Below are 21,185 nucleotides of genomic sequence, written 5' to 3' on the forward strand. Positions count from 1 at the left end.
CGGGCGGCAGGAAGTCACGCGCCGACCTTGATGTCGTTGTGGTCGAACGTGTCCGCCGGATCGCTCTGCGTCAGCGTCGCCACCAGCGTGCGATTGGCGGCGCTGAGGCCGTCCGCGTCGTAGTACAGGTTGCCGGTCGCGCTGTCGTAGATCACGTGCACGCCCGAGCCCACTGCGTCTCCGGCACCGCCGCCGTCCAAGGATGCGAACTCGGTCGCCGATAGCGTGCTGCCGCTCGCGGTCGAGAGGGCCGTGAAGGTTCCGAGCGACAGCTCGATCAGGTCACCGCTCGCCGCCGACCCCGAGGCGTCGAAATCGGTGATGTCGTCCACGGCGTTCGGCGCCGAGTCGAAGACGAAGGTGTCGTTGTCGGCGCCGCCGGTGAGCGTGTCCGCACCCGTCCCGCCGACGATCCGGTCGTCGCCGCCGAGGCCGTCGATCGCATCGTTGCCGCCGCCGCCGCGCAACTGGTCGGCCGACGCCGAGCCGGTGATCGTGTCGGCGAAGGCCGTGCCGATGACGCCCTCGAAATTCTTGTAGGTGTCGGAACCGAGCCCGGCGGCGCTGGCATCGAAGCTCGTCGCGCTGCCGCCTTGCGTCAGCGTGAACGTGAGGCCGGCCGTGCCGTCCGAGAAGTCGAGCAGGTCTCCTGCGCCGCCGGCGCCGTCGAGCGTGTCGCTGCCGGCGCCGCCGCGCACGATGTCGTTCGAGGCGCTGCCGGTCAGGGTGTCTGCGTTGGCCGTGCCGATCACCCCTTCGATATTGCGGTAGGTATCGGTTCCGAGGTTCGTCGATGCGGGTGTGTTGAAGATCGTGTTCCCGCTGGACTGCGTCAGCGTGAAGGTGATGCCGGTGCCACCGGTCGCGTCGGAGAAGTCGATCAGATCCTCCGTACCGGCCCCGCCGTCGATATCGTCATTGTTCCCTCCCCCGCGCAGCACGTCATTCCCGGCGCCGCCGCTGAGGTTGTCGTTGTTGTCGCCGCCGATCAGCAGGTCCGAGCCCGCGTTGCCGTTCAACTGATCGTTGCCACTGCTGCCGACGAGAACTGACTGGAACGCACCGTCGCTCAAGGTATCACCGCCCGCCTTGCCGTCGATATAGGAGCCTTGGTAGCTCGCGACACCTGTGAGGTTGACAATATTCCCACCCGAGGTCGTGTCCAGCACGTTCAGCGTGATGGAGCCGGTCGCAGTTCCACTGGCGCCATCGCCGAGCGTGTAGCTGAGCGTGACGACGGTCGGACTGGCGACGGTGCCACCGGTCGCCCCCGTCGTGAACGAGAAGGTCCCGTTGGGATGGATGGTGACCGGGGTGGCCAATGTTCCCGTGACGACGCTGATCGCGATCACGCTGAGCGCGGCGCCGTCGATGTCCGTGTCGTTGGCCAGCAGCATGCTGGTCGGCAGCGTCACGGTGGTGCTGTTCGACACGTAGAGAACATCGCTGGCCGGAATCGGGTTGTCGTTGACGGCCGCCACACTGATGCTGGCCGTGTCGGTGGTGCTCGAGAATGCGGAGCTGCCTCCATTGGTCGCAGTGGTGACCATAGTGCCCGCCGTACCGCTGGTTTGATCCCAGGCGCGGAAGGTGATGCCGTCGCTGACGGTGCCGTTGAAGTTGGAATCGCCCTGAAAGTAGACGCGTGTGTTCGTGTCGGCAGCCAGCAGCAGCGCGGAGGTGTCCGAAACTGCACCGACCGCCGTCCAGTCGGTCCCGCCATTGGTGGAGTACCACCAAGTCCCATTGGCGCTATTCACGCCTGTCAGCGCAATGCCGGTGATGGCGCCGTTGTCCGCATCGGTCACGTTGTCGAGGCCGCCAGCCGGCGGGTTGAGATTCACCAGGCTGGACACGAGCGTGCCGACGGCTCCAGCCGGCGTGCCCGCATCCTCGGTGACCGATGCCAGGACCGGTGTCGCGGCAGCACTCAGGACCGGCGCATCGTTGGTGCCGTTGATGGTCACTGTGACCAGCCGGCTGGCCGTGCCGTCGGACGACGTCGCCGTGAAGCTGTCGCTGATCGACTGGCCGGCGCCCAACTGTTGAATGGCGCTTTGGTTGTTGCTGGCCGTGTAGCTCCAGTCGCCGTCGGCCGCCAGCGTGAAGGTGCCGTAGCCGTTGCTGCCGGCGGTACCGGCCTGAGCCGTGAAGCTGGACTGGCCTTGGTCGACATCGGCAATGGTCAGCACGCCGCTGGTGCTCAGGTTGGGCGTTGAGTTGTCCTCGCTCACCGCAGCGCTGGCCACGCCGCCGATCACCGGCACGTCGTTGGTGCCGGCGATGGTCACAGTCACCACCTGGCTGGCCGTGCCGTCGAACGACACGGCAGTGAAGCTGTCGCTGATCGACTGGCCGGCGCCCAGCTGCTGGATCGCGCTTTGGCTATTGTTGGCTGTGTAGCTCCAGCTCCCGTCGGCCAGCAAGCTGAAGCTGCCGTAGCCGTTGCTGCCGGCGGTGCCGGCTTGGGGCGCGAAGTTGGATTGGCCTGCATCGACATCAGCGATGGTGAGCGTGCCGCCGGTGCTCAGATTGGGCGTCGAGTCGTCCTCGCTCACCGCGCCGCTTGCGCCGCCACCGATGACCGGCACGTCGTTGGTACCGGTGATGGTCACGGTCACGAGCTGGCTGGCTGTACCGTCTGAGGAGACTGCGGTGAAGCTGTCGCTGATCGATTGACCAGCACCCAACTGCTGAATTGCGCTTTGGCTGTTGCTGGCCGTGTAGCCCCAGCTGCCATCAGCCGCCAGCGTGAAGCTGCCGTAGCCGTTGCTGCCAACGGTGCTTGCCTGAGGCGTGAAGTTGGACTGACCTTGGTCGACATCGGCAATCGTCAGCGCACCACTGGCCGCAAGGTTGCTGCCGATGACGCCCACATCTTCTTGCACCGCGCCGCTGACTACCCCACCGATCACCGGCACGTCGTTGGTTCCGTTGATGGTCACTGTGACCAGCCGGCTGGCCGTGCCGTCGGACGACGTCGCCGTGAAGCTGTCGCTGATCGACTCGCCGGCGCCCAACTGTTGAATGGCGCTTTGGTTGTTGTTGGCCGTATAGCTCCAGCTCCCGTCGGCCAGCAAGCTGAAGCTGCCATAGCCGTTGCTGCCGGCGGTGCCGGCCTGAGCCGTGAAGCTGGACTGGCCTTGGTCGACATCGGCAATGCTCAGCACGCCGCTGGTGCTCAGGTTCGGCGTCGAGCCATCCTCGCTCACCGCGCCGCTTGCGACGCCACCGATGACCGGCACGTCGTTGGTGCCATTAATGGTCACCGTCACTACCTGGCTGGCGGTGCCGTCGGACGACACGGCGATGAAGCTGTCGCTGATCGACTGCCCCGCGCCCAGCTGCTGGATCGCTGCTTGGCTGTTGTCAGCCGTGTAGCTCCAGCTGCCATCAGCCAGCAAGCTGAAGCTGCCATAGCCGTTGCTGCCGGCGGTGCCGGCCTGGGCCTCGAAGCTGGACTGGCTCTGGTCGACATCGGCAATGGTCAGCACGCCGCTGGTGCCCAGGTTGGGCGTTGAGTTGTCCTCACTCACCGCAGCGCTGGCCACGCCGCCGATCACCGGCACGTCGTTGGTGCCGACGATGGTCACAGTCACCACTTGGCTGGCCGTGCCGTCGGACGACATGGCCGTGAAGCTGTCGCTGATCGACTGGCCCGCGCCCAGCTGCTGGATCGCTGCTTGGCTGTTGTCAGCCGTGTAGCTCCAGCTGCCGTCGGCCAGCAAGCTGAAGCTGCCGTGGCCGTTGCTGCCGACGGTGCTTGCCTGAGGCGTGAAGCTGGACTGTCCTTGATCGACATCGGCAATCGTCAGCGCACCGCTGGTACTCAGATGGGGCGTCGAGTCGTCCTCGCTCACCGCGCCGCTTGCGCCGCCACCGATCACCGGCACGTCGTTGGTGCCGGTGATGGTCACGGTCACCACCTGGCTCGCCGTGCCATCGGACGAGACTGCGATGAAACTGTCGCTGATCGATTGATCAGCACCCAGTTGCTGAATTGCGCTTTGGCCGTTGCTGGCCATGTAGCTCCAGTTGCCATCGGCCGCCAGCGTGAAGCTGCCGTAGCCGTTGCTGCCGACCACGCTCGCTTGGACCGCAAAGCTGGACTGTCCCTGATCGACATCGCCAATGGTCAGCACGCCGCTGGTGCTCAGGTTCGGTGTCGAGTCGTCCTCGCTTACGGCGCCGCTGACTACCCCACCGATCACCGGCACGTCGTTGGTTCCGTTGATGGTCACCGTCACGACTTGGCTGGCCGTGCCGTCGGACGACGTCGCCGTGAAGCTGTCGCTGATCGACTGGCCCGCGCCCAACTGTTGGATCGCTGCTTGGCTGTTGTCGGCGGTGTAGCTCCAGCTGCCATCAGCCAGCAAGCTGAAGCTGCCGTAGCCGTTGCTGCCAGCCGTGCTTGCCTGAGGCGTGAAGTTGGACTGTCCTTGATCGACATCGGCAATCGCCAACACGCCGCTGGTGCTCAGATTCGGCGTCGAGTCGTCCTCGCTTACGGCGCCGCTGACTACCCCGCCAATCACCGGCACGTCGTTGGTGCCGGCGATGGTGATGGTCACCGTCGCCAGACCGCTGCTTCCGTCGGCGTCCTTCACCTCGTACGTGAAGGTGTCGGTCGCGCTCTCGCCCGCGGCCAGGTACTGGAAATCAGCCAGGTTGGGCTGGTACTGGAAATACCACGTCGATGGACTGTCCATGGCCGGCTGAACAAGGGTCGCCGTTCCGTGAGTCGGAGCCGAGGCGAGCGCCAAGGTCTTGACCAGGTCGGGAACCAGATCGTTCTGCAGGACATGGATCTGCACCCCCGGGCCATCTTCGGTCGTCGTCTTGACCTCGCTCAGCGCCGTCACCGCTTCGTTGGCCGGATTCTGTTCGATGCCGTCCACGAGGATTCTCAAGACTTCCGTCATCTGGACCGTCAGCGTGGACGACCCGAAGCTAAAGACGAAATCGCTGGCCGAGCCATTGGAAACCTCACCCGTCCTGGCGTTGGTGACAGCGGAGAGATGCGCCAGGTAGGCGGCAATTTGTGTCTGGATGGAAGACTCCAGCCACTGCGCGCTGGTGAGTTGGAGTTCAAGCGTATCGACACCCGACCCGCCCGTGTACACGTCCTTCGTGCCCGTCGCGAGGTTTTCGCTCACGTTGTAGATCAGTGTGTCGCTCCCCGAGCCCCCGTTGAGCTGGTCGCTGCCGCTGCCGCCGTCGAGTGTGTCGCTTCCCGCTCCGCCATTCAGCGAATCATTCCCGCTACCGCCATCGACGCTGTCATCGCCGTTGCCGCTGTTGATGGTGTCGTTGCCGACGGTGCCTGTGAGGCTGTCGTCTCCGTTGGAGCCGGTCATGGTCGCCATGTTTTTCCTTGAAGAGCACCGGGAATGCCGGCGATATGAAGACCATCATCAAGGTCATCGCTCTCAAGCGCATGGGACGGATGTCCTCTCTTCCTCGTCGACAAGTACCGGAACGGTTTAGATGAAAGTAGTACTTTTGCCCTGGCAACGCCGTCATGTCGGAGCCGCTTCGTCGCCGGCCGCCGCGCTGCGCGCGTCGAGCGGGTAGTGGGCCTGCCCTAGATCCCGGAGACTGCAACACCCAGCGCCGCCAGCCGCCTGCGCATCGCGAGCACCGCCCGGTCCTTGCTCAGGAGCCGCGCGCGATGCGCCACCGCAAGGTCGATGAAGATCTGGTCGTCGGGGTCGCTGCAGGTGCAGGGCGCGCGCGCCGGCGCCTCGCTCACCGGCCCCACCCGGCGGTCGAAGGCCGCCAGCACGCTTTCGGCATCGCGGCCGTTCTGCGCCAGGCGCGCGGCGATCAGGCGATAGCCGAGCACGCGCGCGAACTCGTCGCGCATCGCCGCGGTGGCGAGCCAGCGCAGCTCGCCGGCATCGAGGGCCGCGGCGAGCGGCAGGCAGGCGGGGTCGTCGAAGACCAGCAGGTCGAGGGCGATGTTGGTGTCGATCACGATACTCATGTGCTCGCTGCTGTTTCTTCTTCCATTCTGTCGTCAGTCACTAGAGTTCGACCGTATAGCCGTCGTCCAGTATGCGGGCCAGGTCGGTGTCCTTGATCCAGCCGAAGCCGCCCGATCCCCATCCCGTTCCCCAGTCGTTGGCGAACTTGAACTCCGCGGTCTTCGCGTCATAGCCGACGATGGTGATCGTCTTTCTCCCAAGGTCGCGCAGCGGCAGCTTGATGGTTACCCGACCTTCTTTGGACACGTGATCGAAGTCCTCCGTCACCTGCACGGTCAGCGCGACGACCTTCTTCTCGCGCAGCGCGTTCAGGATGGCCGTGATGGACTTTGCCTGCGCATAGCTCTTGAGCTTGAAGGCAGGCTTCTTGCCGACGGGCACTGTTTTCTGATCGTAAGGCCAGTCCTTCTCGAGGTAGACCCCCTCCTCCTTGGCGGCCTTCACGGCACCGAGCAAGGACGAGCCTTCATAGTTCTCGCCGGGCCACTCGTCGTATTTCTTCGACAGCACATAGATGCCGCGCGGCGAGACGACCACCTCCTTGCCGGCCTCGCTGGCCGCCGCCTGGATGGCATAGGCCACCGAGAAGCCGACGGTCGTGCCTTCGGGGCCCGTGTCGCCGATCTTGCCGATGACGGACGAAAGATCGATCTCGTCCTGCCGCGGATCGGCGGTTTGCGGCCGGTATTGCGGCGGCAGTACCGGCTTGCCGAGTTCCATCTTGAACGGCCCCAGTTCGGCCTTGCCCTCGGTGGACTGCGCGAAGCGGGTGATGAGCCCGCCCAGCGTGTCATGGAAAAGATAGGCAACGACCAGCACGACCAGCGGCCAGGAAACGAGCACTGGCAGCAGAAGCCTGGCCCATTCCAGTGCCGCACTCGAGTATGCAGGCGCGTCCTTGGCTTCCGGGGGTGTCGGCTTGGAGGTGGCCATGCGTCGAGCGCTCAGAAGCCCCGCAGATCGTCCACCGGCAGCGCGAGCTCGGCGCCCGTGATGCGCTTGAGGGTGCGCGTGACGACGTCGATGTCGTTGTCGAAGCCGCCATGTGCCGCAGCTTGCAGCACGGGCCGGCCCGCCGCATCCTTCGCGACCTGGACGCGCTCGTCCTTGACCCGCCTGGTGCGGCTGTCGAGCCTGGCGGCCTGGAGCCAGAGCGCGAGCGCTTCGCCCGTGTCGGAGGAGCCGTCCCAGCCGGAGTAGGCCTCGTCGTGGATGCGGTCCAAGCCCAGGATCGGCGTGTTCGCCTTCTTCAGCGAAGGGAAGAGCTCCGCGTCGCCGCCCAGCGCATTCGCGAGTGTGCGGCGCAGCCGCTCCACATCGTCGCCAACGCTTCCCTTGCTCATCAGGATGTGCATCGCAGCTCCTCGGGCGGCAGTGGCAGCCGCGCGTCGCATGGTGATGCGCGCGGATGCGGGTGTCCATCTCACGAAATGGGTAGACCTTCGGCTTAGCCTTGGGACTGTTGCGCGCGCCGCCTATGATTTGCGCTGGCGCGGCCCTTGCGTGGGTTGCACGCAAACGTTTCTCCTGGAGGGCCTTCCATGAAACCTGTCTCCGAACTGCTCAAGCGTCGCGACTCGGCTGTCTGGCGCATCGAACCGGGCGCCACGATGTTCGACGCGCTGGAGGCGCTGGCCCGTCACGAGGTCGGCGCGCTCATGGTGATGTCGCACGACAAGCTGGTCGGCGTGATCTCCGAACGCGACTACACGCGCAAGGTGGCGCTGCAGGGCCGGAACTCCAAAGAGGTGCTGGTCGCCGAGCTCATGACGCCCGACGTGCTGACCGTGACGCCCGCCACCCGCACGCGCGAGTGCATGACGCTGATGAGCCAGAAGCGTATCCGCCACTTGCCGGTGGTCGATGGCGACAGGGTGGTCGGCATGATCTCGATCCGCGACCTGATGGACGACATCATCGCCGACCATGAACAGACCATCGAGCAGCTGCGCACCTACATCCAGAGCTGAGCGCCCCGTTACGCATTCGCGGGATTGAAGGACGCCCCCGTGCGCGGGACGATTCTTCTGCGCGGAAGGTCCGCGAAGAAGGGGCCCTTCATGAAGATTCTGCCGATCCAGGTGCTGGCGTTCGCGCTGGCATTCAACGCGCATGTCGTCCACGCCGATGCGCCGAGCTTCATTGCAGCCGCATCGATCCAGCAGCTCAAGTACGTCTACCTCCGGTGCGCCGAGACATCGTCGAACGAAGTGCTGGACCGCGGCACCGCGGCGCATTGCTCGCTGGTGGCCGACGCGCTGCGCGACCGAGGCTTCGAAGGCAGTTTCGAGCGGATGCTGCTCTGGTGGCATGTGGCGCGCCAGGCAGGCGCCGAGCGGGCGCGGGAGGACGCTGACCCTGCAGCGACGCCGGCGCTCTTGCGCTAGGGCCTGTTAACGCTATTTGCGGGGTCGCCGGGATCGTCGAACTCGTCCTGGGGCCCGATGGCCAGATCGTCCGAGAGCCGCTTGAGCATGAGGTAGCCCGCGTCGAGCGCTTCGATATAGGTTTCGAACCCGCTCGCGGATTCCATGAGGGACTCGAACTCCATCGAGTTGTCGAAGGACTCGAACTCCATCGAGTTGTCGAAGGACTCGAGGAGCATCCAATAGAAATCGCCATCGTCGTGCTGGTCGACGGTAAGGGCGATGGAAAGAAGTTGACGCGCCATCCGCGGATTCTCAAAAAGCCGTGTGACGCTGCCATAACGCTGCCGGGCTCAGGGTCGCCGGGCGCGCGGATGTCACACAACCGTCATGTCGAACCGGAGCATGGGTCCGGCGCCGGCCAAGAAAACCGGCTTGGCCCAGGCCTGATGCGGCAAGCCCTCTTGGCACGAGGCCGCATTCGCAGTTCAATCGGCGGCGGCTCCTAGTCCGAAACGGGTCTTCTGACAAGAGCACCTTTGGAGGAGGTGCGAGAACGTCTGCCTTGCCACACTGCCGGGATGGAAGGAAGTTGCCGTGACAAAGAAAATCCAGCTCAATGACGAACAGTGGAGAACGCTTCAGGCGCTCCGCGAGGCCGCTGCCAAGCGATCCCCCACCGATTCGATCAAGGTTTCCAGCCGCCTGCGGTCCAACGGCTTCGTCGCCTCGGACCAGCGGGGCACCATTTTCCTGACCGACCAGGGCCTCAGCCGGTTGAGCCAGGGGCGCTAGGGCCTGTCCCCATGGGCCCCGCCGCGATTGACGACTTCGAGACCGCCGAGATCCAGACGGGCGAAACCCATATCTTTGCGCGCTGGTCCGGCTCCGGCCCGCCGATCCTGCTGTTGCACGGTTTTCCGCAGACACACCTGATGTGGCGCAGCGTGGCGCCGTTGCTGGCCCGCAACTTCACCGTCGTCTGCGCCGATCTTCGCGGCTATGGGCGAAGCGGCTGCCCGGCCTCCGCGCCCGACCACGCGCCGTACTCGAAGCGCGCCATGGCGCGCGACATGGCGATCGTCATGGAGCGGCTGGGGTACCCGCACTTCTCGGTCGCCGGACATGACCGCGGCGGCCGTGTCGCCTATCGCATGGCACTCGACCATCCGACCCGCATCGACCGGCTTGCCGTCCTCGACATCCTGCCGACGGAGACGGTGTGGGCCCGCGCCGATGCCCGCTTCGCGCTCGGCTACTGGCCCTGGTCGCTGTTGGCCCAGCCCGAGCCGCTGCCGGAGCGTCTGCTGGCCGCGGCACCCGAGGCCATCCTCGACGCCGCGCTCGGCGGGTGGGGCTCTCCCGCGGAGGTGTTCCCGCCGGCGGTGCGCTCGGCCTATCTGGAGATGCTGCAGGATCCCGAGCGCGTCCATGCCATCTGCGAGGAATACCGCGCGGCCGCGGGCCTCGATCGCACGCACGACCAGGCCGACGTCGCCGGCAGGCGGCGCATGGACTGCCCCGTGCTCGCGCTCTGGGGCGCGCAGGGAGCGCTCGACACCTGGTATCCCGAAGCGGGCGGGCCGCTCGCGCTCTGGCGTGCATGGGCCGGGGACGTGCAGGGCCACGCCATCGATGCCGGCCATTTCTTCCCGGAGGAAGCGCCAGGGCCCACAGCCGAAGCCTTGACCCGCTTCTTCTCGGTGCCGGTTTCGAACCATCCGGCCGGGCCGCTGCTGCACCCCGACCCTCCCTGATCGAAGGGCGCCCTCAGACCCGGTTGCGCGCCGAACCCGCCACCATGTCGAAGCGGAACAGCCGGCACTCGATCGGCCCGTTCCACATCGGCACGCGGCGCGATTCCTTCAGGCGCATGCGCTTGGGCAGCTGGAGGTCGGGCGTCAGCACCCAGGCGGTCCAGCCGGCGTAGTTCTTCTTCCAGTGGCTGGCGAGCTGCACGAAGAACTCGCCGCCGTCTTCGGTCTGCGCCTCTTCGCGGCCGCCGCCCTTGCCGCCGCCTGCCGCCGCGACGCCGCCGACCTCGATGCGCTCGCCGTAGGGCGGATTCAGCACGATCACGCCCGACTCGGCCGGTGGCATGCGCTGCAGCGCGTCGCCGCCCCTGAACTGCACCGCTTCGGCCACGCCGGCGCGCTCGGCATTGCGCTCGGCGAAGTCGACCATGCGGTGCGACACGTCCGAGCCGAAGATCGCGACCCCAGGTGCCGCGGCACGCTGCGCCTCGGCCTTGAGCCCCGACCACACGTGGACCTGGAAGGGCAACAGCTTCTCGAAGCCGAAGCGCCTGAGCGACCCGGCGGCGATGCCGCGCGCGATCTGCGCCGCCTCGATCGCGATCGTGCCGCTGCCGCAGCAGGGGTCGTAGAGCGGCTCCCCGGCGACTTCGCCGGTTTCCGGGTTCCACCAGCCGCTGGCGGCCAGCATGGCGGCGGCCAGGGTTTCCTTCAGCGGCGCATCGCCCTTGTCCTGCCGCCAGCCGCGCTTGAAGAGCGGCTCGCCCGAGGTGTCGATGTAGAGCGTGCACTGGTCGGTGGCCAGGTGCGCGAACACGCGCGCGTCGGGCCACTGGGTCTCGATGCTGGGGCGCACGCCGTTCGCCTTGGCGCGGAAGCGGTCGGCGATCGCGTCCTTGATACGCAGCGTGGCGAAGTTGAGGCTGGTGAGCGGGCTGTGCTGCGCCGTGGTCTCGATCTTGAAGGTCTGTTTGGGCGTGAACCAGATCTCCCAGGCCACGCCGCTCGCGATGGCGTAGAGGTCGTTCTCGTTGCGGTACGGCGCGTGGGCCAGTTCGATCAGCACGCGCTGCGCGAGGCGGCTGTGCAGGTTGAGCTTCATGGCTTCGCGCCAGTCGGCACGTACGCGCACACCGCCGCGCAGGGTCAGCAGGTCCTGGCCGACGCGGCCGGTCAGCGCATGCACCTCTTGCGCGAGAAAGTCTTCGACGCCGGCGGCGCAGGGCAGGAAAAGGGAGAGGTCGTTCATGGCGGGATTCGAAGGCCAGTATCCCATGTGGCCCTACCGCGTTTGCGCTATCGCCATGCAAGTCCCCGGTGCGAAAATCGCCGGACCGCGTCGCGAAGGGCTCACATGACCACCAGCGTGCTGATTGTCGAAGACGAACCGGAGTTCATGCGCCGTTTTTCGGACGCGGTGCTGGCGGACCCCGGCCTGCAGCTCATCGCTGCGGTGGCCACCGGGCGCGCGGCGCTGGCGATGCTGGACGCGCAAGCGCCCGACGTCATGCTGGTCGATCTCGGGCTGCCCGACATCGACGGCGTCGAGGTGATCCGCCACGCGGCCCGCCATCGTCCGCAGTGCGACGTGCTGGTGGTCACGATGTTCGGCGACGACCAGCACGTGCTGTCCTCGATCGAGGCCGGCGCCACCGGCTACCTGCTCAAGGACGCCGGGGCGGACCGGATCGCCGCCAGCATCCACGAAGTGCGCGCCGGCGGCTCGCCCATCAGCCCGAGCATCGCGCGTCGCGTGCTGGCGCGCTTCCGCGTCAGCGCCCAGCCGGCGCCCGCGACGCAGCCGCCCACGTCCGAGGCGCCCTCGCCCCTGACCGAACGCGAGACCGAGATCCTGCGCCTCACGGCCAAGGGCCTGAGCTTCGACACCATCGGGGAGCTGATCGACATCTCGCCGCACACCGTGGTCGCGCACGTGAAGAAGATCTACCGCAAGCTCGCCGTCCACTCGCGCGGCGAAGCGGTCTACGAAGCGAGCCAGATGGGATTGCTGTGATGCACCGGCTCGCGGTCGCCGTGCTGATGGCGGCCTGCATCGCGGGCATCGCCCATGCGGCATTGCAGGAGCCGCGCCAGGCCTCGGTGTTCGCGGCGCCGCTCGTCACTAGAACCCCGCCGCCGGCCGACGCGGCGTGGGAAACGGTGACGCTGCCCGACGACGCCGGGTATTCGCGCCCGGACCGCGCAAAGGCGCCCGCCTGGTACCGCGTCGGCTTCGACTATCCCGACGATCCGGCCCGGCAGGCGCAGTGGGCCGCCTACGTGCCCTACTTCTACGACGGCGGCGACCTTTGGCTCAACGGCACCCTGGTCGCGAGCGTGCCCGAGAACACCGAGCAGGTCTACGCGCGCACCTACCGGCCGCAGATGACGGTGTTTCCGGCACCGCTGCTGCGCCCCGGCCGCAACGAGCTGGCGATCCGCGTCGCGGCCCCCAAAGGCTACCCGCTGCGCTTCCCGCGCGTCGCCGTCGGGCCGCAGGCCGAGCTCCAGCCGCTGCACGACCGGCGCCTGTTCTGGACCCGCACCGTGCCCGAGCTCACGGTGCTCGTCTCCGTGCTGGTCGCCGGCTTCGTGGTGTTCATCTGGTGGCGCCGCCGCAGCGAGGTGCTCTATGGGCTCTTCGGCCTGGCGGCCGCGCTGTGGGCCACCCGCACCATGACCTTCCTGATCGATGCGATGCCCATGGCCCAATGGCAGTGGTGGCGCGTGATCTACAACAGCGCCACGGGCGGCTTCGTGATCGTGATGGCGGTGTTCACGCTGCGCTATGCCGGCGTCCATCGGCCCGGACTGGAGCGCGGCCTGGTGGCTTACTGGCTGCTGGGCCCGCTCAGCTTCGCGCTCGGCGGCATCGCGGCGGAGCCGTTCGTGGCGCGCTACTGGCTGGGCGGCATGATGGGGGTCGGCCTGCTGATCATCGCGACCTCGATCGGTTATGCGCGCCGCCGCGGCACCCTGACCTCGGCCGCGCTCTCCGCCGTGATGGCCTTTGCGGTGCTGGTGGGCGTGCACGACTACCTGATCACCTGGGACCCGCGCCTGCTCGGGCGCTTCCTGCCGGAATGGGTCGGGCATCGCATCCACGTGCTGCACTTCGGCTCGAACATGCTGCTGCTGGCGATGGCCGCCCTTCTGACGGCGCGCTTCCTGCGCACGCTGAGCTCGCTGGAGGACCTGAACCGCACGCTGGAAACGCGCGTCGCCGACCGCGAGCGAGCGCTGGCGGCCAACTACGAGCGGCTGGCCGCACTGGAGCGCGAGCATGCCGCATCGGAGGAGCGCCAGCTGATCATGCGCGACCTGCACGACGGCCTGGGCTCGCAGCTCTTCACCTCGCTGTCGCGTGTGGAGCGCGGCGACATGGACGACGGCCAGATCGCCACCGCGCTGCGCAGCTGCATCGCCGACATGCGGCTCGCGCTCGATGCGCTGGCCTCCGACGAGCACAACCTCGGCGCCGCGCTCGGCAACTTCATGTTCCGCTGGGAGGCGCAGCTGATCGCGGCCGGCGTACGCCCGCGCTGGGACATCGACCTGCCCGACGATGCGATGCCCCTGGCGCCGCACGCCGCGCTGCAGCTGCTGCGCGTGGCGCAGGAGGCGCTGACCAATGTGCTCAAGCATGCGCGGGCCACGCGGGTCGAGGTGCGACTGCGCCAGCTCGGCGACATGCTCGAAATGGAAGTCGAAGACGACGGCCATGGCCTGGTCGGCGAACCCCGGCGCCAGGGCCACGGCCTCGGCAACATGCGCTCGCGGGCCCAGCGGCTCGGCGGTGCGCTCGAAGTGCGCTCGGGCCCGACCGGCACCTGCGTCGTGCTGCGCCTGCCGATGACGGCGCCGGTCGCCTGAGCGCTGTCGCGCGGCCCCTCCCGCGAACGCGGGATCCCGAACGCGAAGGCGGCATTTTCCGCGCACGGCTTCCTGCCTAGATTGCATGCACACGCCTTCATCGCGTGTCATCCGAAGGAAGGAAGGCCCCGCATGCAGTTCCAATCCCACGCAGCGTCCAGATACCGGCTCTCGGCGCTCGCCGGAAAAAGCCGGAAAGAAAGCCGCATGCCCCGGCTGCTGCTCGGTTCGGTGGCCATGGCCGCCATCCTGCTCGTCGGCCTGGCCCTGCTCGGCCACTGGCAAGCCGAGGCCAGCGGCGCCGCGGCGCAGCGCCAGGCCCCGCCTGCGGCCGCCTATCGCAGCAGCGATCCCTCGGTTCCCGCCGCGAGCGAGGTGCTGACCGACCGCACGCCTGAACAGGCCGATCACGTTCCGACCTTCTGACCATGAACAACCAGCTCGCCTCCGACAAAGAAGAGCACGACGCGCCCTGGCTCGTGGTGCCCTTCGTGCTGATGCTGGTGCTGGGCCTCGGCCTGCTGCTGATCGCGCGCTGGAGCATCGGATAGGCGGCTTGCGGGGCGATATGCTCTGTGCATGCCCGCCGAGCCGCTCCATCCCGCGCTTGCCCACGACCGTGCCGACGCCCCACGCTACGGCGCGGTCGCCATGGGGCTGCACTGGCTGCTCGCGCTGCTGATCGTCGCCTCCTTCAGCGTCGGCCTCTACATGGCCGGCCTGCCCTTCTCGCCGATGCGGCTCAAGCTCATCAACTGGCACAAGTGGGCCGGCATCACGATCCTGACGCTTTCGGCCTTGCGCCTGCTGTGGCGCCTGTCACACCCGCCGCCGCCGCTGCCAGCCTGCATCGTGGAGGCGATGCCGGGCTGGCAGCTCGTCGCGCACCGCGGCACGCATCTGCTGCTGTATTTGCTGTTCTTCGCCGTCCCCCTGTTCGGCTGGGCCTACAGCTCGGGACTGGGCATTCCGATCGTCTGGTTCGGCCTCGTGCCGCTGCCGGACTTCGTGCCGGTGGACAAGGACTTCGCCGAGGCGGTGCTGAAGCCGATGCACAAAGGCAGCGCCTTCACGCTGGCCGCCGTGGTGCTGCTGCACGCGGCGGCGGCGCTCAAGCATCACTTCGCCGACCGCGACGGCCTGCTCGATCGCATGTGGCCTTTTTCGCACCAGGGACACCCAAGATGACAAGACTTCCCATCGCCTGGCGGGCACTCTGGGCCGCCGCTGCGGCGCTCGCGATCGCGGGGCCGGCGAGCGCCGCAGAACCGATGGCGAAGCTGGTCCCCGGCTACGGCCAGATCGTCTTCGTCACCAAGCAGATGGGCGTGCCGGTCGAAGGCGCATTCAAGAAGTTCGACGCCCAGATCGCCTTCGACCCGCAGAAGCCCGAGGGCGGCACGATCTCCATGCAGATCGACATGGGCAGCGCCACCCTCGGCGTGCCACAAAGCGACGCCGAACTGCCCAAGGCGCCGTGGTTCGACACCGCGCGATTTCCGAAGGCCAGCTTCCAGTCGAGCGCCATCAAGAGCCTCGGCAGCGGGCACTTCGAGGTCGCGGGCAAGCTGACGATCAAGGGCACCACGCAGTACGTCATGGTGCCGGTGACCATCACGCAAGCCTCGGGGCAGTCGGTGGCGACTGGAAGCTTTACGATCCAGCGCCTCGCCTTCAAGATCGGCGAGGGCGAATGGACCGACACCTCGATGGTCGGCGACGACGTGCAGGTGCGCTTCAAGCTCGTGCTCGCCGGCCTGCGTCCGATTTGATCGGCCTTTCGTTCATCCTTTCATCGCCCCATTCGAAAGCTCGTCATGATGAAGTCCATTGCCGTCGCTGCGCTCGCGGCCGCAGCGACCCTCGCCGCCGCACAGCAGGCACCGGAAATGGCCGCCTTGCCGGCAGGAGGTCCGGTCAAGGGCGCCAGCTACGTGGTCGACCCGACCCACACTTTCGTGATGTACGAGATGGGCCACTACGGCACCACCACCAACCGCGGCCGCTTCAGCACCAAGGACGGCACGGTCAAGATCGATACCACGGGCAAGAACGGCAAGATCGACATCACGATGGACATCGGCTCCATCAACACCGGCGTCGACCTGCTCAACCGCCACGTGCTGAGCAAGGACTTCTTCAACGTCGCGGAATTTCCGACCGGCCGCTTCGTGGCCGACAAGATCGATTTCAACGGCGACAAGGTCGCCGAAGTCGACGGCACGCTCACGCTGATGGGCCAGACGCGGCCCATCAAGCTCAAGGCCAGCCGCTTCGGCTGCTACCTCAGCCCGCTGATCAAGCGCCAGGTCTGCGGCGGCGACTTCGAGACCATCGTGGAGCGCAGCGAATGGGGCATCACCTGGGGCATCAACTTCGGCTTCGAGAACAAGGTGCGGCTCCTGGTGCAGGTCGAGGCGGTCAACATCACGGACCGGCCGAGCTAGGGCGCGATCGCTTCTTCGCTGCCGGTCCGAGGGCGAGCTCGAACTGTTCGAGCGCTTGAGGATGCCCACTCAAGGCCCTGCGCAAAGCAGGCAGGCGGGTTCTCGCCACTTCCTTGAGTGCGGCTGGCGCATCCCGAAACGAATCGGACAGAAGCTCGTCTTGCTGCTCGGCCAGGACGGCTCCCAGGGTCGCTGCCTGCAGCAGGTCTTTTTCGGCTTTCTCGGGCTTGGCCTTGCGCTCGGCGCTCGCGTAGAGCTTGTGCCAGACGAAGCGCTCCGGCTGCGGCAACGTCAAAGGGATGCAATGGCCGCCGGCGAGCGATGCGGCGCGACTTGGCTCCGCGAGCAGATAGTCATAGTGGGGCACGGTCTCGGCATGCCATTTCAGCTGCGGCAGGGGAACGGTCTTTCCAAGCTCCTCGCCATGCGTCAGAACGTCGACTCGCAATCCATCCCTGCCCTTGAGCTTCACGGAGGTCGAGGGCGCCTGGCTTGGCGTCCCGGGAACAGGATGAAAACCAAGCCTGGTGGCTTCCATCGCTTCAAGAAACGACGCCGGCGCTGCAAGCCTCAGCTTTTGCCGGGCGGCAATGTCGACGTCCTGCGTGCGGGCCGATACCGCCATCGCTCCGAGTTCGTTCAACCAGGCCATGAAGCCCAAGGTTCCGACCAGTGCGAGGCACGCGCCCAGGATGCCCGCGTTGTGAAGCTCGACCAGCACGCTCGCCACGCCTTTGTCCGCCACCTGGAAATCGAGCTTCCTGAGATTTCTCACCTGGGCGCTTGTCCATTGGGCGAACTCGATCTCGCGGGACACTTCGTCGAGTGCCGCGGTGTCCCCGTCTTTGCAGACGATCTGCTCGGCCTTCTTGCCAGGCGCCGGATAGAAGACCCGATACCAGTAGGCATAGCCTGTCCCCCGGCGCAACTGAAGGCTCCCGGGCGTTCCTTGAAGAAGGCGGCCCGCAGACGCAGTGCGTTCCTTGAGCTCGGCGTACTGCGTGCGGAAAGCCAGCTCATGCATGCGGTACAGGGCGTGCTGGACAGGCATGGATTTCTTACCCCACAAAACTGCATTTTATGTGGTAAGTCCGCTCCTGCGTTGTACGTCCGCGCTGCAACATTCAGCAACAAGCTTCACGGAGAAGGCGGGTCCTGCTTTACGCGGGCCGGGTGCAATGACCCCAACGGCACTTCATGCCTTCAGGAGTTTCTTCATGAACATCGCGCACACCCGTTTCTTCAAGTGGATCGCCGCCGGCGCCTTCTCCGCCGCAGCCGTGCTGGGCGCCACGTCCGCCAGCGCCAGGGACCTGGCCGTGTCGGTGGGCATCCATGTGCCAGGGGTCGCCGTCGGCATTGCCAGCCCGGTCCACTATGCCCCGGCGCCGGTCTACTACGACACGCCGCCGCGGCACTACCGTCCGGCTCCCGTGTATGACTACCACCGCCCGCCGCCGCGGCACTTCTACCGCCATGAATACCGCGACGAGTACCGGCACGGTGATCGCCATCACTACCGCCATGACCGTTATGACCGTTATGACCGTTATCGCTACTGATGAGGTCTAGAGCAGGCTCTCCGGCGCCAGCGGCGCCAGCAGCTCAAGCATCAGGTGGTCCCAGAAGCCCGCATCGGGCTCGCTGGTGAGCACCTGTTCGACGCCGGCCTCCTCGCTCACCCATTCCATTTTCTCGGTGCCGGGCGCGAAGCGCACCTTGTAGGCGCCCTGCTGCTTGAGCACCTCGACCAGCTTCAGCACCTGCTGCGCCATCTCGCGGCTGAAGATGAAGAGGCCGATCTCGGTGTTGTGCACTTCCGAGCGCGGGTCGAAATTCATCGAGCCGACGAAGAGCGTGCGCCCGTCGATCACGGCCGACTTGGCGTGCAGGCGTCCGATCTGCGTGCCGAACAGGCCCAGGCGCACGCTGCGCCGCGTGCGCACCGAGCTCAGCTCGTGGATCTCGGCGCCGAGCCGCAGCATGTCGGCCCGGTAGCGGCGGTAGCCGGTGTGGACCACGGGCTCGTCGGTGGCGGCCAGCGAGTTGGTGACCACGCTGATCTTCATGCCGCGCCGGCGGATCTCGCGCAGCACCTCCAGCCCCTCCTTGCCGGGGATCAGGTAGGGCGACACCAGCGTCACGTCGGAACGCCCGCGCCGCATCTGCTCGACCACGTTGTAGCGCACGCTGTCGACGTCGAGCAGCGGCACGCCGCCGTAAGTGACCTGTTTGCCGATCACGCGCTCGGGCGAATCGGCATACGCCTCGGCGGTGGTCCAGATGAGGTCGAGCTTGCCGGCGTTGAGGTTCTCGACGATCGGGCTGTAGCCCAGCAGGTCGTTGGGCGCCGGCGGACGTGGTGCCGGGGTGGTGGCCGGGGCAGTCAGCTCCTCGAAGCGCCGCTGTCGTTCCTCCCGCGCGAGCGTGGGCGCGACCACGGTTTCGATCGGCCGTACGTGCTCGCTGTTCCAGTACAGGTCGAACAGGCTGGAAAGGCGCGGGATCAGGGCGCCGGCGACGAAGGTGTCGAGGTCGATGAAGTTCGCGCCGGCCGTCTGCGTGAAGTACGGGTTGCCGATGTTGCGCCCGCCGGCTACCGCCATCGCGCCGTCGGCGATGAAGAGCTTGTTGTGCATGCGCCGGTTGACGCGGCTGAAGTCGAAAAGCGAGGCCGAGAAGCGCCTGAGCATGCTGCCGCGCCCGGCCGGAAACGGGTTGAAGAGCCGCAGCTCGAGGTTGGGCGTGGCGGCCAGCGCGAGCAGCAGCTCGTCCTCGCCCGCAGTGTAGAGATCGTCCATCAGGAGCCGCACGCGCACGCCGCGCTGGGCCGCGTCGCGCAGCGTGCGCAGCAGGTAGCGGCCGGTCTCGTCGTTGTCGATCTGGTAGTACTGGACGTCGAGCGTGCGCTCGGCGCGGCGCGCGAGCTCGAGCCGCGTGTTGAGCGCGAAGTCGCCGCTGGGCATGAGCCGGAAGCCGCTGAGGTCCGCATCCGGCTGCGAGGCCTTGGCGATGCGGCCCAGCACGGTGCCGGTGGACAAGGGCATCGCCTTGGACGGCGTGCGCTCGAATTCGGCCGGCAGCATCGCGCAGCCGCTGGCGAGAAGAAGCACCGCCATCAAGGCCAGGCCGAGGCGAATCCAGCTTGGTAGCGGACTCGGACGGCGACTCATCGCTAGAGTGCCTTGCGCAGGTTCGCAGGCGCGATGCGCAGCGCCTCGCGGTACTTGGCCACCGTGCGGCGCGCGCACTCGATGCCCTGCTCCTTGAGCATCTCGGACACCTGGCTGTCGGACAGCGGCTTCCTCACGTCCTCGGCGCTCACGAACTGCTTGATCAGCGCGCGCACCGCGGTGCTGGAGGCGTTGCCGCCGGTTTCGGTGCCGAGCGCCGAGCCGAAGAAGTACTTGAGCTCGACGGTGCCGTAGGGCGTGGCCATGTACTTGGCGGTGGTCACGCGGCTGATGGTGGATTCGTGCAGGCCCAGCTCGTCGGCGATCTCGCGCAGCACCAGCGGCCGCATCGCGAGCTCGCCGTGCACGAAGTAGCTCTTCTGCCGCTCGACGATCGCGTTGGAGACCCTGAGGATGGTGTCGAAGCGTTGCTGGATGTTCTTGATGAACCAGCGCGCTTCCTGCAGCCGCTGCGACAGCGCCTGGCTGCCCTCGCCCTTGTGCTGCTTGAGCGCGCCGGCATAGATGTCGTGCACGCGCAGCCGCGGCATGACCTCGGGATTGAGCATGACGCGGAACTTCGCGTTGGTGCCGTGGCCGATGCGCGTGACGATCACGTCGGGCACGACGATGTTGCGCTCGACGTCGACGAAGCGGCGCCCCGGCTTGGGCTCGAGCCTGGCGATCAGCTGCAGTGCGGCGCGCACCTCGTCTTCGTTGCTGCGCGTGAGCGTGGCCAGGCGCTTGAAGTCGCGCCGCGCGAGCAGCTCCATCGGCTGCTTGCAGATCGCGATGGCGGTCTTGCGCACCTGGGCCTCCTCCTCGCTCTCCTTGGCGCTCGCCAGCTGGCGCAGCTGGATGGTCAGGCATTCGCCGAGGCTGCGGGCGCCGACGCCGGCCGGCTCCAAACTCTGCAGCAGGCCCAGCGCGACCTGGAAGTGATGCACCAGTTCGTCGAACTGGTCGTTGTCGTCGCCCGCGAGGCCCGAGGCCAGCGCCGGCAGCGAATCCTCGAGGTAGCCGTCGTCGTTGAGCGATTCGATCAGGAAGCGCAGCGCGGCGCAGTCGTTCTCGTTCAGGCGCAGCGACAGCGCCTGCCGGTGCAAGAAGGACTGCAGCGATTCCTGGCTGCGCGCGAGCTCGGTCGCATCGGTGCGCTCGTCGTCGCCGAGGTTGTTGGCGCGCGCGGGCGCATCGCCGCCCCACTCGCTGTCGTCGGGCGCGAGGTCGACCGTACCGTCGCCCTCCCAGTCGGGTTCGCTGTCGGCGGGCGCAGCCGCTTCGGCATCGCCGTTGGCGGCGACCGCCACCTCGGCCGGCGCCGCGGCCGAGCCGGGGACGAAGTCAGCCTCGCCCTCGGCCTGGCGGTCTTCGTCGCGCACCGGCGCATCGGCCGCCTCGAGACCGAACTCCTCGCGCGGCGCCTCTTCGGCCGTGCGTTCGAGGAACGGGTTCTCGTCGAGCATCTGCTCCACTTCCTGGCTCAATTCGAGCGTGGAGAGCTGCAGCAGCCGGATCGACTGCTGCAGCTGCGGCGTGAGCGCCAGGTGCTGGGAAACGCGCAGCGAGAGCCCTTGCTTCATCG

At 67.1% G+C, this 21,185-nt stretch carries 21 protein-coding genes; 12 read left to right on the top strand and 9 right to left on the bottom strand.

Annotated elements, in window-relative coordinates; translation table 11 throughout:
- Positions 1-14 precede the first annotated feature (14 nt).
- From ACSQ9A_RS26225 to ACSQ9A_RS26240, 4 genes are all read right to left on the bottom strand, one after another.
- Positions 15-5,366, bottom strand: coding sequence for a beta strand repeat-containing protein (locus ACSQ9A_RS26225; RefSeq protein WP_436305835.1), 5,352 nt, complete (start codon positions 5,364-5,366; stop codon positions 15-17).
- Between the two features lie 218 nt (positions 5,367-5,584).
- Positions 5,585-5,986, bottom strand: a complete 402-nt coding sequence (locus ACSQ9A_RS26230; protein ID WP_093110009.1) for a PIN domain-containing protein — start codon at positions 5,984-5,986, stop codon at positions 5,585-5,587.
- 40 nt (positions 5,987-6,026) lie between these two features.
- Positions 6,027-6,920: a C1 family peptidase gene (locus tag ACSQ9A_RS26235; protein WP_436305836.1), complete on the bottom strand. Its 894-nt coding sequence runs from the start codon at positions 6,918-6,920 to the stop codon at positions 6,027-6,029.
- A gap of 11 nt (positions 6,921-6,931) precedes the next feature.
- On the bottom strand, positions 6,932-7,342 hold the full coding sequence (locus ACSQ9A_RS26240) for a hypothetical protein (RefSeq protein ID WP_436305837.1): 411 nt from the start codon (positions 7,340-7,342) through the stop codon (positions 6,932-6,934).
- 186 nt (positions 7,343-7,528) lie between these two features.
- On the opposite strand from ACSQ9A_RS26240, the gene ACSQ9A_RS26245 reads away from it, so the two are divergent.
- On the top strand, positions 7,529-7,957 hold the full coding sequence (locus ACSQ9A_RS26245; protein WP_093110007.1) for a CBS domain-containing protein: 429 nt from the start codon (positions 7,529-7,531) through the stop codon (positions 7,955-7,957).
- Positions 7,958-8,047: 90 nt separating this feature from the next.
- Positions 8,048-8,374: a hypothetical protein gene (locus ACSQ9A_RS26250; protein WP_436305838.1), complete on the top strand. Its 327-nt coding sequence runs from the start codon at positions 8,048-8,050 to the stop codon at positions 8,372-8,374.
- Here the strand turns inward: ACSQ9A_RS26250 and ACSQ9A_RS26255 are convergent.
- A complete protein-coding gene (locus ACSQ9A_RS26255; RefSeq protein WP_436305839.1) occupies positions 8,371-8,658 on the bottom strand; it encodes a hypothetical protein in 288 nt (95 codons plus the stop codon). The genes ACSQ9A_RS26250 and ACSQ9A_RS26255 overlap by 4 nt on opposite strands.
- Before the next feature lie 292 nt (positions 8,659-8,950).
- Between ACSQ9A_RS26255 and ACSQ9A_RS26260 the strand changes: the two genes are divergently transcribed.
- Positions 8,951-9,148: a hypothetical protein gene (locus ACSQ9A_RS26260; RefSeq protein WP_093110004.1), complete on the top strand. Its 198-nt coding sequence runs from the start codon at positions 8,951-8,953 to the stop codon at positions 9,146-9,148.
- Positions 9,149-9,159: 11 nt separating this feature from the next.
- Complete coding sequence (locus ACSQ9A_RS26265) at positions 9,160-10,110, top strand: alpha/beta fold hydrolase (protein WP_436305840.1); 951 nt, start codon at positions 9,160-9,162, stop codon at positions 10,108-10,110.
- A gap of 13 nt (positions 10,111-10,123) precedes the next feature.
- On the opposite strand, the gene ACSQ9A_RS26270 is transcribed toward ACSQ9A_RS26265, so the two are convergent.
- The gene (locus ACSQ9A_RS26270; protein ID WP_436305841.1) at positions 10,124-11,356 is read right to left on the bottom strand and encodes a THUMP domain-containing class I SAM-dependent RNA methyltransferase; all 1,233 of its coding nucleotides are present in this window, start codon (positions 11,354-11,356) and stop codon (positions 10,124-10,126) included.
- A 105-nt stretch (positions 11,357-11,461) separates the two neighbouring features.
- On the opposite strand from ACSQ9A_RS26270, the gene ACSQ9A_RS26275 reads away from it, so the two are divergent.
- The 7 genes from ACSQ9A_RS26275 (at position 11,462) to ACSQ9A_RS26305 (ending at position 16,427) form a co-directional block, all read left to right on the top strand.
- The gene (locus tag ACSQ9A_RS26275; protein WP_436305842.1) at positions 11,462-12,121 is read left to right on the top strand and encodes a response regulator; all 660 of its coding nucleotides are present in this window, start codon (positions 11,462-11,464) and stop codon (positions 12,119-12,121) included.
- Positions 12,121-13,980: an ATP-binding protein gene (locus tag ACSQ9A_RS26280; RefSeq protein WP_436305843.1), complete on the top strand. Its 1,860-nt coding sequence runs from the start codon at positions 12,121-12,123 to the stop codon at positions 13,978-13,980. The genes ACSQ9A_RS26275 and ACSQ9A_RS26280 overlap by 1 nt, the downstream gene beginning before the upstream one ends.
- A gap of 132 nt (positions 13,981-14,112) precedes the next feature.
- The gene (locus ACSQ9A_RS26285; RefSeq protein ID WP_436305844.1) at positions 14,113-14,406 is read left to right on the top strand and encodes a hypothetical protein; all 294 of its coding nucleotides are present in this window, start codon (positions 14,113-14,115) and stop codon (positions 14,404-14,406) included.
- 2 nt (positions 14,407-14,408) lie between these two features.
- On the top strand, positions 14,409-14,531 hold the full coding sequence (locus ACSQ9A_RS26290; RefSeq protein WP_280142663.1) for a hypothetical protein: 123 nt from the start codon (positions 14,409-14,411) through the stop codon (positions 14,529-14,531).
- Positions 14,532-14,559: 28 nt separating this feature from the next.
- Complete coding sequence (locus tag ACSQ9A_RS26295; RefSeq protein ID WP_436292177.1) at positions 14,560-15,168, top strand: cytochrome b; 609 nt, start codon at positions 14,560-14,562, stop codon at positions 15,166-15,168.
- Complete coding sequence (locus ACSQ9A_RS26300) at positions 15,165-15,752, top strand: YceI family protein (RefSeq protein ID WP_436305845.1); 588 nt, start codon at positions 15,165-15,167, stop codon at positions 15,750-15,752. Before ACSQ9A_RS26295 ends, ACSQ9A_RS26300 begins: the two co-directional genes overlap by 4 nt.
- 48 nt (positions 15,753-15,800) lie before the next feature.
- Positions 15,801-16,427, top strand: coding sequence for a YceI family protein (locus tag ACSQ9A_RS26305; RefSeq protein WP_436306369.1), 627 nt, complete (start codon positions 15,801-15,803; stop codon positions 16,425-16,427).
- On the opposite strand, the gene ACSQ9A_RS26310 is transcribed toward ACSQ9A_RS26305, so the two are convergent.
- On the bottom strand, positions 16,408-17,496 hold the full coding sequence (locus ACSQ9A_RS26310; RefSeq protein WP_436305846.1) for a GSU2403 family nucleotidyltransferase fold protein: 1,089 nt from the start codon (positions 17,494-17,496) through the stop codon (positions 16,408-16,410). The two genes, ACSQ9A_RS26305 and ACSQ9A_RS26310, sit on opposite strands and share 20 nt — an antisense overlap.
- A 148-nt stretch (positions 17,497-17,644) precedes the next feature.
- Between ACSQ9A_RS26310 and ACSQ9A_RS26315 the strand changes: the two genes are divergently transcribed.
- Positions 17,645-17,989, top strand: a complete 345-nt coding sequence (locus tag ACSQ9A_RS26315; RefSeq protein ID WP_436305847.1) for a hypothetical protein — start codon at positions 17,645-17,647, stop codon at positions 17,987-17,989.
- A 6-nt stretch (positions 17,990-17,995) separates the two neighbouring features.
- On the opposite strand, the gene ACSQ9A_RS26320 is transcribed toward ACSQ9A_RS26315, so the two are convergent.
- Both ACSQ9A_RS26320 and ACSQ9A_RS26325 read right to left on the bottom strand, forming a co-directional pair.
- Positions 17,996-19,600, bottom strand: a complete 1,605-nt coding sequence (locus ACSQ9A_RS26320) for a phospholipase D family protein (protein WP_436305848.1) — start codon at positions 19,598-19,600, stop codon at positions 17,996-17,998.
- Positions 19,601-19,602: 2 nt separating this feature from the next.
- Positions 19,603-21,183 (bottom strand): RNA polymerase factor sigma-54, encoded by a 1,581-nt coding sequence (locus ACSQ9A_RS26325; RefSeq protein WP_436305849.1) that lies wholly within the window; start codon positions 21,181-21,183, stop codon positions 19,603-19,605.
- Positions 21,184-21,185: the final 2 nt, after the last annotated feature.

This window comes from Variovorax sp. LjRoot290 (genome assembly GCF_964253985.1).
Lineage (GTDB): Bacteria > Pseudomonadota > Gammaproteobacteria > Burkholderiales > Burkholderiaceae_C > Variovorax.

Bases quoted from the DNA above. Each gene is read 5' to 3' on its own strand.
- ACSQ9A_RS26280 (WP_436305843.1), top strand. From the start codon at position 12,121: ATGCACCGGCTCGCGGTCGCCGTGCTGATGGCGGCCTGCATCGCGGGC.
- ACSQ9A_RS26315 (WP_436305847.1), top strand. From the start codon at position 17,645: ATGAACATCGCGCACACCCGTTTCTTCAAGTGGATCGCCGCCGGCGCC.
- ACSQ9A_RS26300 (WP_436305845.1), top strand. From the start codon at position 15,165: ATGACAAGACTTCCCATCGCCTGGCGGGCACTCTGGGCCGCCGCTGCG.
- ACSQ9A_RS26240 (WP_436305837.1), bottom strand. From the start codon at position 7,342: ATGCACATCCTGATGAGCAAGGGAAGCGTTGGCGACGATGTGGAGCGG.
- ACSQ9A_RS26270 (WP_436305841.1), bottom strand. From the start codon at position 11,356: ATGAACGACCTCTCCCTTTTCCTGCCCTGCGCCGCCGGCGTCGAAGAC.
- ACSQ9A_RS26255 (WP_436305839.1), bottom strand. From the start codon at position 8,658: ATGGCGCGTCAACTTCTTTCCATCGCCCTTACCGTCGACCAGCACGAC.
- ACSQ9A_RS26250 (WP_436305838.1), top strand. From the start codon at position 8,048: ATGAAGATTCTGCCGATCCAGGTGCTGGCGTTCGCGCTGGCATTCAAC.
- ACSQ9A_RS26285 (WP_436305844.1), top strand. From the start codon at position 14,113: ATGCAGTTCCAATCCCACGCAGCGTCCAGATACCGGCTCTCGGCGCTC.
- ACSQ9A_RS26265 (WP_436305840.1), top strand. From the start codon at position 9,160: ATGGGCCCCGCCGCGATTGACGACTTCGAGACCGCCGAGATCCAGACG.
- ACSQ9A_RS26325 (WP_436305849.1), bottom strand. From the start codon at position 21,183: ATGAAGCAAGGGCTCTCGCTGCGCGTTTCCCAGCACCTGGCGCTCACG.
- ACSQ9A_RS26290 (WP_280142663.1), top strand. From the start codon at position 14,409: ATGAACAACCAGCTCGCCTCCGACAAAGAAGAGCACGACGCGCCCTGG.
- ACSQ9A_RS26320 (WP_436305848.1), bottom strand. From the start codon at position 19,600: ATGAGTCGCCGTCCGAGTCCGCTACCAAGCTGGATTCGCCTCGGCCTG.
- ACSQ9A_RS26235 (WP_436305836.1), bottom strand. From the start codon at position 6,920: ATGGCCACCTCCAAGCCGACACCCCCGGAAGCCAAGGACGCGCCTGCA.
- ACSQ9A_RS26305 (WP_436306369.1), top strand. From the start codon at position 15,801: ATGAAGTCCATTGCCGTCGCTGCGCTCGCGGCCGCAGCGACCCTCGCC.
- ACSQ9A_RS26230 (WP_093110009.1), bottom strand. From the start codon at position 5,986: ATGAGTATCGTGATCGACACCAACATCGCCCTCGACCTGCTGGTCTTC.
- ACSQ9A_RS26275 (WP_436305842.1), top strand. From the start codon at position 11,462: ATGACCACCAGCGTGCTGATTGTCGAAGACGAACCGGAGTTCATGCGC.
- ACSQ9A_RS26225 (WP_436305835.1), bottom strand. From the start codon at position 5,366: ATGGCGACCATGACCGGCTCCAACGGAGACGACAGCCTCACAGGCACC.
- ACSQ9A_RS26245 (WP_093110007.1), top strand. From the start codon at position 7,529: ATGAAACCTGTCTCCGAACTGCTCAAGCGTCGCGACTCGGCTGTCTGG.
- ACSQ9A_RS26295 (WP_436292177.1), top strand. From the start codon at position 14,560: ATGCCCGCCGAGCCGCTCCATCCCGCGCTTGCCCACGACCGTGCCGAC.